This window comes from Streptomyces odontomachi (genome assembly GCF_024435355.1).
Classification (GTDB): Bacteria; Actinomycetota; Actinomycetes; order Streptomycetales; family Streptomycetaceae; genus Streptomyces; species Streptomyces odontomachi.
Map to the genome: position 1 here is coordinate 22,868 of NZ_JAMJWG010000044.1, position 10,550 is coordinate 33,417.

The 10,550-nt window shown below is 72.0% G+C and carries 11 protein-coding genes; 7 read left to right on the forward strand and 4 right to left on the reverse strand.

Going from position 1 to position 10,550, the window contains the following annotated elements; translation table 11 throughout:
* Positions 1–336: 336 nt before the first annotated feature.
* Positions 337–1,098, reverse strand: coding sequence for a SigE family RNA polymerase sigma factor (locus NQO67_RS41980; protein ID WP_255955880.1), 762 nt, complete (start codon positions 1,096–1,098; stop codon positions 337–339).
* Between the two features lie 270 nt (positions 1,099–1,368).
* On the opposite strand from NQO67_RS41980, the gene NQO67_RS41985 reads away from it, so the two are divergent.
* On the forward strand, positions 1,369–2,298 hold the full coding sequence (locus tag NQO67_RS41985) for an anti-sigma factor RsbA family regulatory protein (RefSeq protein ID WP_255955881.1): 930 nt from the start codon (positions 1,369–1,371) through the stop codon (positions 2,296–2,298).
* Between the two features lie 113 nt (positions 2,299–2,411).
* Positions 2,412–2,777 (forward strand): STAS domain-containing protein, encoded by a 366-nt coding sequence (locus tag NQO67_RS41990; protein WP_255955882.1) that lies wholly within the window; start codon positions 2,412–2,414, stop codon positions 2,775–2,777.
* Between the two features lie 114 nt (positions 2,778–2,891).
* Here the strand turns inward: NQO67_RS41990 and NQO67_RS41995 are convergent, their stop codons facing one another.
* Both NQO67_RS41995 and NQO67_RS42000 read right to left on the reverse strand, forming a co-directional pair.
* Positions 2,892–4,442, reverse strand: coding sequence for a PP2C family protein-serine/threonine phosphatase (locus NQO67_RS41995; RefSeq protein ID WP_255955883.1), 1,551 nt, complete (start codon positions 4,440–4,442; stop codon positions 2,892–2,894).
* A gap of 1 nt (position 4,443) precedes the next feature.
* Positions 4,444–4,995, reverse strand: a complete 552-nt coding sequence (locus tag NQO67_RS42000; protein WP_255955884.1) for a methanogen output domain 1-containing protein — start codon at positions 4,993–4,995, stop codon at positions 4,444–4,446.
* 430 nt (positions 4,996–5,425) lie between these two features.
* Between NQO67_RS42000 and afsQ1 the strand changes: the two genes are divergently transcribed.
* The 5 genes from afsQ1 (at position 5,426) to NQO67_RS42025 (ending at position 9,936) form a co-directional block, all read left to right on the forward strand.
* Positions 5,426–6,103 carry a two-component system response regulator AfsQ1 gene (afsQ1, locus tag NQO67_RS42005; protein WP_255955886.1) on the forward strand — a complete coding sequence of 226 codons (678 nt, stop codon included), beginning with the start codon at positions 5,426–5,428 and terminating at the stop codon, positions 6,101–6,103.
* Between the two features lie 188 nt (positions 6,104–6,291).
* Positions 6,292–8,163: a sensor histidine kinase gene (locus NQO67_RS42010; RefSeq protein WP_305126939.1), complete on the forward strand. Its 1,872-nt coding sequence runs from the start codon at positions 6,292–6,294 to the stop codon at positions 8,161–8,163.
* On the forward strand, positions 8,163–8,936 hold the full coding sequence (locus NQO67_RS42015) for a hypothetical protein (RefSeq protein WP_308295753.1): 774 nt from the start codon (positions 8,163–8,165) through the stop codon (positions 8,934–8,936). The genes NQO67_RS42010 and NQO67_RS42015 overlap by 1 nt, the downstream gene beginning before the upstream one ends.
* A 67-nt stretch (positions 8,937–9,003) precedes the next feature.
* Positions 9,004–9,603: a VanZ family protein gene (locus NQO67_RS42020; protein ID WP_255955887.1), complete on the forward strand. Its 600-nt coding sequence runs from the start codon at positions 9,004–9,006 to the stop codon at positions 9,601–9,603.
* Between the two features lie 129 nt (positions 9,604–9,732).
* The gene (locus NQO67_RS42025; RefSeq protein ID WP_255955888.1) at positions 9,733–9,936 is read left to right on the forward strand and encodes a PspC domain-containing protein; all 204 of its coding nucleotides are present in this window, start codon (positions 9,733–9,735) and stop codon (positions 9,934–9,936) included.
* 76 nt (positions 9,937–10,012) lie between these two features.
* Here NQO67_RS42025 and NQO67_RS42030 read toward each other — a convergent pair whose 3' ends face one another.
* A complete protein-coding gene (locus NQO67_RS42030; protein ID WP_255955890.1) occupies positions 10,013–10,288 on the reverse strand; it encodes a hypothetical protein in 276 nt (91 codons plus the stop codon).
* Positions 10,289–10,550 lie beyond the last annotated feature (262 nt).

Consider the following 10,550-nt stretch of genomic DNA (forward strand, 5'->3'; position numbering starts at 1 on the left):
CGGCGGCGCCGCGGACAGCACACGGGACCGGAAGGACCCCCCGGCCCTCCGGTCCCGCTTTCACCCCCGGTTGTTCTCCCCGATGGATTCCCCCCGGTATCCCCCGGTTTGTTGTGCGTTCCCCCGTGTGTGGTGCTCCCCCGTGTCCCCCGTGCTCCCCTGGGCCGATGTCCCCCGTGGCCCCGGGGATCCCCCCGGATCTCCGTCGTGCTCCCCCGTGGAGATCCGTGTGACGGTGAGGTGTCCGCCGCTCCCCCAGGTGCGGCGGCGCTCCCCCATCACGTCCCCCGTGCGGGCCTTCGGCGATCCCCCCAGACCGCCGGTGGCCCTGTTCCTTCAGGCGACGAGTTCGCCGAAGGACTCTTCCTGGTCACGGCCGAAGCTGAGGACCTCGTCCTCGCGCAGCCGGCGGAGCGACCGCCAGATGCTGGACTTCACCGTGCCGACACTGATGTCGAGGATGTCCGCGATCTCCGGGTCCGTGCGGCCCTCGTAGTAGCGCAGGACCAGCATGGTGCGCTGGAGTTCGGGCAGCCGCGCGAGCGCCTGCCACAGCACCGCACGCAGTTCCGTGCCGCGCATCGCGTCCGTGTCACCGGCCGTCTCGGGCAGTTCCTCGGTCGGGTACTCGTTGAGCTTGCGCCGGCGCCAGGCGCTGATGTGCAGGTTCGTCATGGTGCGGCGCAGGTAACCGCCGACGGCGGCCTTGTCGCTGATGCGGTCCCACGCCTTGTACGTCGAGAACAGTGCGCTCTGCAGCAGATCTTCGGCCTCGAAGCGATCGCCGGTCAGGTGGTACGCGGTGGCGTACAGGGAGGCGCGGCGCTCCTGGACGTAGGCGGTGAACGCCGCTTCGGCGTCCGCCTGCGCCTGGGAGCTCCGCTCCCCCTTGCCCTCCCCGTACGCGGCTCCCCCCAGAGCCTGCCCCTCGTGTGCGTCAACCACCGTCATGTAGTTGGTGTGCTGACGCCCGGTGCCGCGAGCGCACCCCCGCCCGCTCACGGCACCGGACTTCTCATGCTTCCCGGCGCTCCGGGGCATGGCGTCGTGCAGCCGCGTCACGACCGCGCTTGTCGCGGTGCTGTGCAGCGTGTTCATCTCGCGCCCCCCGTCGGTGGAGTTCCGGTTCCTGCTGTGCCCAAAAGATTGCCGGGGGGAGTTCATGGCGGTGTCCGCCGACTGTCACAGGCCTGTCACAGGGGTCGTCGCCCACCGTGCGGGCACGTCGACGAGGCGGGGCCGGGGCTTCGGCCCAGGGCCGTACCCGTGGCGTAAAGTCCTGTCCAGGTACGGGACGCCTCCTTCTGGCCCGCAGTTCCCACAGCGCACGAGGAACCCCGGCCCGGAGGCGAGCGGGGTGGCACGGTGATGCAGACGGCGGACGACCAGGGGTTCGTCCACCCCGCGCTGTTCTACCGCGGCCGGCGGCAGTACGTGGCGGCCACGGTGCCGTTCGTGCGGGACGGGCTGGCTGCGGGAGAGCCGGTGGCCGTGGCCGCGCCCCCGGCGCAGGTGGCGTGGCTCCGTGACGCCCTGGGTGCGCCGGCGGACCGGGTGCGCTTCCTCGACATGACGGTGGCCGGGCGCAACCCGGGGCGGATCATCCCCGACGTGCTCCGCGCGTTCGCCGACGCCACTCCAGCAGGGCGGGTGCGGATCATCGGCGAGCCGATCTGGCCCGGCCGCACCGTCGCGGAGTACCCGGCATGCGCCCAGCACGAGGCGCTGATCAACGCGGCGTTCGACGGCCGCGCGGTGTCCATACTGTGCCCGTACGACGCGGCCGGCCTTCCGGAGCGCGCCCTGGCCGACGCCCGGGCCACCCACCCGCTGCTCCTCGACGAGCACGGTGCCACGGTCTCCGGCGGCTACGACCCGTGGGGGATCGTGGCGCGCTACAACGAGCCGCTGCCGGTGCCGCCCGGGGCGGCCACCGTCCCCTTCGTCGGCGAGGGGCAGCTCAGCGACGCACGCCGGTTCGCGGTGCGGCACGGGGCGACGCTGGGCCTGTCGGGGGTACGGCTGGAGGACCTCGCGATGGTGGTGGCGGAGCTGACCACCAACTCCGTGCTGCACGGTGCGGGCTCGGGGACGCTGGCGCTGTGGGCGGCGGACGGGCAGGTGGTGTGCCAGGTCCACGACGCCGGGCGGCTGACCGACCCGCTCGCGGGCCGCCACCCGGCGGCTCCCGCGCAGCCGGGCGGGCGCGGACTGCTCCTGGTCAACCGGCTGGCCGACCTGGTGCGCAGCCATACCGGGGAGAGCGGTACCGTCATCCGCTGCTACCTCACGCCCTGATTCATCCCGATACGAGGGATTCCGGAAGGTGACATATCCGACAGAGTCGGCACCTCACAAGGAGGTAGGCAGCACTCCGCTTCAGTTGGGTATAGATAGGAACCATGGACGCTATGCAACGTGCGGAGGTGGACAGGTTCCCCGTCGGGGAGTCGGCTTCGGGTTCCGTCGGTGCCCAGTACGCGGCCGGCCCCGCCTGGGTGGTCGAGGCGCGGGGCGACATGGACCTGCACGGCATCGAGCCGCTCGCCACGGCCCTCACCCATGCCGCTGAGACCCACTCGCTGGTGGTGCTGGACGCCTCCGGCGTCTCCTTCGGCGACTCCGCCTTCCTCAACCTGCTGCTGAGGGTCCAGCAGAGCACCACCCTGCGGCTGGCGGCACTGCCGGCCCAGCTCCGCCGCATGTTGCAGATCAGCGGCGCCGACGCCGTCCTGAACATCCACCCCACCGTGGCGGACGCCACGGCCGCCGGCTGAGCCCCGCCCCGGAGCGGCAGCGTACCGGTGCACGACGCGCCACGGACCGCCGGACGCCCAGCCGGCCGGGGCTCGACCGCCAGCCGGGCGTCGACGGTCACCCGGGCTCGACGGTCAGGCGGGGAAGCGGACCACGAGCAGCGCCCGGTCGTCGGGCAGTTCGGCCTCGGGCTGCTGGTGCAGCAGCAGCGCGCAGATCTCCTTGGCGTCCAGGCCGACGGTGGTCGGGGACAGCTGGGCCAGCCGCTCCAGGCCGACGTCGAGGATCTCGCCGCGGCGCTCCACCAGACCGTCGGTGTAGAGCACCAGGGCGGCACCTTCCGGGATGGTGACCTCCGCCTCGACCCAGTGCACCTCACCGACCGGGCCCAGCGGCGGCGCCAGCGCGTCTTCCAGGTAGCGGCCGGAGCCGTCGGGCCCGATGAGCAACAGGGGCGGATGGCCGGCCCGGGCGTAGCTCAGCGTGCGGGTGGAGCGCCGGTAGACGGCGTAGCAGGCGGTGGCCATCAGCCACTCGTGGTAGGTGACGAGGAAGTCGTTCAGCTCCTGGAGGACCGCGGCCGGATGCCGCCCGCTGCGCCGTGCGATGCTGCGCAACGCGGTGCTGATCTGTGCCATGGAGGTGGCCTGCGCCACTCCGTGGCCGGCGACGTCGCCGATGGTCAGGCCGATGGTGTCGTCGTCCAGCAGGTGTACGTCGTACCAGTCGCCGCCGACGTCGACCATGTGCGTGCCGGGGGCGTAACCGCCTGCGATGTCGAGGCCGGACACCTCCGGAAGGTCCGGCAGCAGGCTGCGCTGGAGGCGCTCGGCGAGGCGGTGCTCGTGCTCGAACAGCCCGGCGCGCCGCACCGCCTGGGCGATCTGCAACGCCACGGCGGTGGCACGCTCGTCGTCCCACCGGGTGACCGGGGCCGGCGTCGCGCACAGGTAGCCGAGGGTGATCCCCTCGGCGACCAACGGCACCCTTGTGAAGGGCCGGTCGACGGCCGTGGACGCCTTCGGTGCGTCCAGGTCGGCGAACCCGACGGCGGGCAGCGCCGGCTTCTCCTGGGGGTTCAGCGGCGGGACGATGCGCTGGCTGTGCAGTTCGAGGCCGACCGTGCTGGCGTCCAGCACCTGCGGGGCGCACTTGTGCACCGCCTCGCACACCTCTTGGAGGTTGCCGGCGGCGGCCAGTGCGGCGGTGAGCCGGTAGAGGCGCTGCATCTGTTCACGCGCCTGCTGCTCGGCGGTCAGCAGCTTGCGCTCCTCGGCGGCCATCGCCCGCCGGTGGACGATCTGTTGTTCCTGAAGGCGCAGCTGGTCGCTCAGGGCCACGAACCGGTCGAACTTCAGCGGCCACAGGAACAGCTGCACCGCCGTCTCCGGCCCCTCCCACCAGGCGGCGCGCGCCCCGTGCACGCGGAACCGCACCGTCTCCCCGTCCTTGTCGGGAACCACCAGGACACCCGGCAACGGATGGCCGCTGAGCGCGAACTGCCGCAACCGATCGCGCAGCTCGGGTCCGTGCAGGGACAGCCGCGTCAACTCCGCGCCCCTGCGCAGGCAGTCGGCGGCCCGGGCAGCGGCCGGATTCGCCACCAGCACGCGCCCCGAGACGGTGCAGACGACAAGCGGGTGGGGCAACAGCTTGGCGATGGCTCCGAAGAGCGCCTCGCTCATCTCAACCGCCCGGCGTCGCAGCATCCTCCTGCGACACTTCGCCGTAGTACTCCCGGCCACGCTCCTGAACGGCCTCGTCCTGCTGCGGCGCGAGGTGCACCACCACCCGGCACCCCGCAGCGCCCCGCGCGATGGTCTCCTGCAACTCCACCTGCGCGTAGCCCAGGTGACGGGCGGCGATGGTACCGAACATGTTCGACGTCATCATGCACATCGACTCGCGCCCGAGCACCTTCTCCGCGAACGGGCAGCTGCGGCTGCCGAGCACGATCCTCTCCTCGTCCACGGAGATCACGTAGAAGTCGCCCTTGATCCGCTGCTTGAGGTCGACCAGCACCTCGGCCACCTGCTCGCGGCTGAACCGCTCGATGCCCAGGGCCGCGGTGTAGGAGGCGTTGATCTGCTCGCCGACCGACTGGCCGACCAGCGATATGTAGCCCGAGGCCTCTTCCAGGCCCACCACCGACTCCAGGGAGGTCGCGAGCTCGCGTACCAGGGTGCGCATGAACGCATCCCGGTCCAGCTCCACGTCGGCCCGTATGGTCCGCCTCACCGACTCCACCTCCCCTGTCCCGTCTGCGCGGCCGTACCGCCGTCCGGATTGTCGCACGCCGCTTTCACGGCGGCGGGTCTGTAGCGATCCATGGGTCGTCCCGTCGGCAGTTCGGGGGGAGCCGTCCGCCGCGGCCTGCGCCGTGCCGACGTTCCCGATCTCGTCGCGTACACGCCGTGCACCGGCGACCACTCCGGGTGCCTGGGAGTGGCTGTTGCCCAGTTCCCCTTATTCGCCGGTTCGAACGCGGGAGAGGGGAAACAGCCGAGTCGTACCGGTGATCCGTCTCACGTACCGCCTGTCCCACGGCTCTGGTCAGGTCGGCAGCGGGCCACGGCGGTGCAGGTGAGAGGGGTAAGAAGGGTGCGCAGGGGACTGGGAGCGGTACAACAGTCGAAACCGCACCGCCCCATAGGTCAGAATGGCGTCTGTGCCTTCCCTGTTGCTGATCGAGGATGATGACGCCATCCGCACGGCCCTGGAGCTGTCGCTGACGCGCCAGGGGCACCGTGTGGCCACCGCCGCCACCGGCGAGGACGGCCTGAAGTTGCTACGCGAGCAACGGCCGGACCTGATCGTGCTGGATGTGATGCTGCCCGGAATCGACGGATTTGAGGTGTGCCGACGGATCCGGCGCACCGACCAGCTACCGATCATCCTGCTGACTGCGCGCAGCGACGACATCGACGTGGTCGTCGGTCTGGAGTCGGGCGCCGACGACTACGTGGTCAAGCCCGTGCAGGGCCGGGTGCTCGACGCCCGGATCCGGGCAGTGCTGCGCCGCGGCGAACGGGAGGCCAACGACTCCGCGACGTTCGGGAACCTGGTCATCGACCGGGCCGCGATGACGGTCACCAAGAACGGCGAGGACCTCCAACTGACGCCCACCGAGCTGCGTCTGCTGCTGGAGCTGAGCCGCCGGCCCGGTCAGGCACTCTCCCGCCAGCAGCTGCTGCGCCTGGTGTGGGAGCACGACTACCTGGGCGACTCGCGGCTGGTGGACGCCTGTGTGCAGCGGCTGCGCGCGAAGGTGGAGGACGTGCCGTCCTCCCCCACCCTGATCCGCACGGTGCGCGGCGTCGGCTACCGGCTGGACACGCCTCAGTGACCGAACTGCGGGACGAGATCCGCCGGGCCGACCGGCCGGGAGCGGACCAGGACGAGGGCCCGGCCGGCCACGACCCGGAAAACGAACCGGACGCACGGGACACCCGGGCCGCGGAGCGACGAGCGGGCAAGCCCCGGCGGTTCACCCGCTGGCGTCCGCTCTGGCGCCGCCGTCGCCGGAACACGAGCCTGCGGCTGCGGCTGGTCGTCGTGTTCGGTCTGGTGGCGCTGACCGCCGCCGTGTCGGCCTCCGGCATCGCGTACTGGCTCAACCGCGAGGCGGTGCTGACCCGTACGCAGGACGCGGCGCTGGACGACTTCCGGGGGGAGATGCAGGCGCACGCCAGCATGCTGTCGCAGCACCCGACCTCCGCGGAGCTCCAGCACACCGCCAACGTCATGGCCGACAGCGGGCAGCACTTCAGCGTGCTGCTGGTCGCCCAGGACGAGCAGGGCACGCCCATCACCGGCTCCTCGGCCCCGGGCAGCTTCACGCCCTCCGACCTGCCGACCTCGCTGCGGTCCACCGTGACCCAGCGGCAGGCGATCACCTCGCACAACAAGTACCCGTACCACGTGTTCTGGCAGCGGATCGTCCGGAACGGCACGCCCTACCTGGTGGGCGGCGCGAGGGTGATCGACGGCGGGCCCACCGGCTACATGCTCAAGTCCCTGGAGCCGGAGGCGAAGGACCTCGACTCGCTGGCCTGGTCGCTGGGGATCGCGACCGCGCTCGCACTGGTCGGCGCCGCGCTGCTCGCGCAGGCCGCCGCGACCACCGTGCTCAAGCCCGTGCACCGGCTCGGCGTGGCCGCGCGACGACTCGGCGAAGGCAAGCTGGACACCCGGCTGCGGGTGTCGGGCACCGACGAGCTGGCCGAGCTCTCCAGGACCTTCAACCGCGCGGCGGAGTCCCTGGAGAAGCGGGTCGCCGAGATGAGCGGGCGCGAAGAGGCCTCGCGCCGCTTCGTCGCCGACATGTCGCACGAGCTGCGCACCCCGCTGACCGCGATCACCGCCGTCACGGAGGTGCTGGAGGAGGAGCTGGACGCCGAGACCGGCGGCATCGACCCGATGATCGAGCCCGCGGTACGGCTGGTCGTCAGCGAGACCCGGCGGTTGAACAACCTCGTGGAGAACCTGATGGAGGTGACCCGCTTCGACGCGGGCACCGCCCGGCTGGTGCTCGACGACGTCGACATCGCCGACCAGATCACCGCCTGCATCGACGCCCGCGCCTGGCTGGACGCGGTGGAGCTGGACGCGGAGCGCGGCATCATGGCCCGTATCGACCCGCGCCGCCTCGACGTGATCCTCGCCAACCTGATCGGGAACGCGCTCAAGCACGGCGGCTCACCCGTAAGGGTCGCCGTGCGCACGGAACGGCGGGGCGCCCCGAGCGGTCGGGAACACCCGGCGCACCGCGACACGGCGCCACGCTACGGCGCCCAGTCCAGCGGTGTGCTGTACGGCTCCGGCGGCGCGGTGTACGGCTCCAGCGGCGACGAGGACGTGGTGGCAGCCGCGGACGAGGAGTACGTGGTCATCGCGGTGCGGGACCACGGCCCCGGCATCCCCGAAGAGGTGCTCCCGCATGTCTTCGACCGGTTCTACAAGGCCAGCGCCTCCCGGCCGCGCTCCGACGGCAGCGGCCTCGGGCTGTCCATCGCCCAGGAGAACGCGCACATCCACGGCGGCCAGATCACCGTGGGCAACGCCCCGGACGGCGGCGCCGTCTTCACCCTGCGCCTGCCGCGCCACACCATGCCACCGGACGAGCGCGGCAACGAAACGGAGTCCGGCGGACGGAGCACCGGCGCCGGCGCCACCCGGGGCCGGCGTGCCGGCGACGATGCGGCGGCAGCGGCCGGAACCGGGCATGACCACGGCACCGAGGCGCAGCCGAAGACCGGCAGCGGACCGGGCCAGGACGCCTCCGGCAAGTCGATGACCGGCGCCGAGAAGGTCCAGGACACCGGCGACCGGCCGGAGGACGTCGTCGACGGGCCGGAGGGCGGTGCGCGGGCGGCGGGCACGGATGACGCGGAGGGGGACACGTGATGAGGGTGCGCGGCCGTGACGGTGCGCCGGGCGGGGGCCGGGAGCGGAGCCGGGCAGGCCGGCGCCGGGGACCGGGCTTCGGCCGGGAGCGGGTACCGAGATCCAGCCGGGACCGGATAGCGGACTTCGTCCGCGAGCGGACCGGCACCCTGCGGGAGCGGACGGGCACGGCCAGCCGGCGGGCAGGACGCGTCTCCCTGCCCCTCCTGCTCGTCGTGCTGGCGACCGGATGCGGGATACGTGCCACCTCGGTGCCCACGGACTTCGGGCCCGCACCGTCGCGTGCGTCCTGCACTCTGCCCCGGCCCACCGTCGAGGCCCGGTCGGGCAAGCGCGTCCCCGTGCAGATCTTCCTGGTGTGCGCCTCGCAGCTGGTGACGGTGGACCGCAGCGTGGGAATTCCGAACGACAGCCTGGACAGCCGGGTGACGATCGCACAGGCACTGCTCGACCAGCTCCAGCTACGACCGCCGACGCCGGAACGGCAGGCCGGTTACACCACGGAACTGCGCGGCGGCACGACCGTGCGCGGCAGCGGCCCGGCCGACCAGCCCGTGCGGTTGCGGCTCGGTACGCCGGTACAGGACCTGAACGCGTACGCGCTCGCGCAGATCGTCTGCACGCTGGCGAACTCCGCGGCCGCCGAGGAAGACGGCGCCGTCATCCTCGCCGGTCCCGAGCCGGAGCCGCTGCGCCGCTACACCTGCCCCCCGGAGGTCATCTCCCGCCCCGGCACCACGGCCCCGCCGAGCCGGTCCGTGGACGCCGGCTGAGCCCTCGGCCGGCGTCCCGACGGGGTGCGGCGGAACCGTCCGCACCACACCGTGCGTCCTTCGGATCGTGCAGCGTCAAGGCTCCCGCGGCGGTCAAGCACCGGCCCGCTACCGCGCGGCAGGAGGCATCCTCCTCGCCGTGCATCTGCTGATCGTCGGCTGGCTCACGCTGCGGCCCCTGGACGTGCCCTGGGTGAGTCCGGCCAATCTCCACCCGCTCGACGGGATAAGGGCCGCCCTGGCCCTGGGGCCACGCGAGGCCACGGTGCACATCGGCGAGGGCACGCTGCTGCTGGCCCCGCTGGGCGTCCTGCTGCCGCTGGTCGGCGGTCGTCTCCAGGTGTCCCTGCTCGGTTCCCTGGTGCGAACGGTCGCGGTCGCGGCGCTGCTCTCCCTGGGGATCGAGCTGGTGCAGACCGGGGTGCCGGGCCAGGTCGTCGACGTCGACTCGCTGCTGCTCAACCCCCTCGGTGTGGCGGTCGCCCACCTGGCGGTGGTCCCCGCCGCCCGTGCGTGGCTGCGGCGCAAGTCCCACGACCCCGAGGTCCCCCCTGAGGGCCGGCAACCGACCGATCCACCGGAGAACGCGCCGGCGACGGACGGCCGCCCCGACGGGGGTTCTCAGGGTGCGACCCGGACGATCCCCAGGGTGCGCATCGCACCGTAGAGCGACGTCAGGGGTACGGCCGGCGCCGTACCGTGGAAGGACAAGAGGTCGAAAGCGAACATTACGGACGCATCTGGGCGCATCGCTTCCGAATCCTCCGAAGTCGCATCATTCAACAGAGGAGTCCTCATGACCGCCGCCCTGGTTCGCCCCACGGACGACCGCATGATCGCCGGCGTGTGCGCCGCCCTGGGCCACCGCTTCGGCATCCCCCCGAACACGGTGCGGATCGCCTTCGCGGTGTCCTGCCTGATCCCCGGGCCGCAGTTCCTGCTGTACATCGCCCTGTGGATCCTGCTCCCCGACGAGAAGCACGCCCGCCAAGCCTGGTGAGCCGTCTGGCTCACCAGGCAGGCGACCGGCGGACGGGGTGCCCCGTCCGCCCCTCCACACCGATGACGCGGTGCGGTCAGCCGCCCAGGCCGGTCGGCACGCCGGTGGTGGAGAGCGGAATGCCCGCGACAGTGGCGGTCGCGGTGCTCTGCTCCTGCTGCGTGGACGAGTTGCCCGGGGTGGATTCCTGCCGGACCGGAGAGAGAGGGCTGTTCTGCAACGCACCGTCGGCGACCGAAACGCCGGGCACGAGAGGCAGAGCCTGGGCACCGCTGGTCCCGAGGGCCGCGAAGGCGGTGCCCAGCAGGGCTACGCCGACGACCTTGGCGATGGAAGTGCGGGTTCTGTGCATGGTGATCCTTTGGAAGGTCGACCCGTCAGGGACGATTCGATGGATTTCAGGCGTTACAGAACGTAGCCAGCGGCATCGTCTACCGCAACGAACGAAACGGTCGCGGGTACGCCATCCGGGGTTCCCCGCGGCGATCTGTCACCCGGACACGTGACCGTGGGTCGCGGCTAGGCCGTTCGTCCGGGTGCCCGGTGCCGTTCACGTGACCGTGCGGTGTGGCTACGCCGTTCGTCCGGGTGCCCGGAACCGTTCACGTGACCGC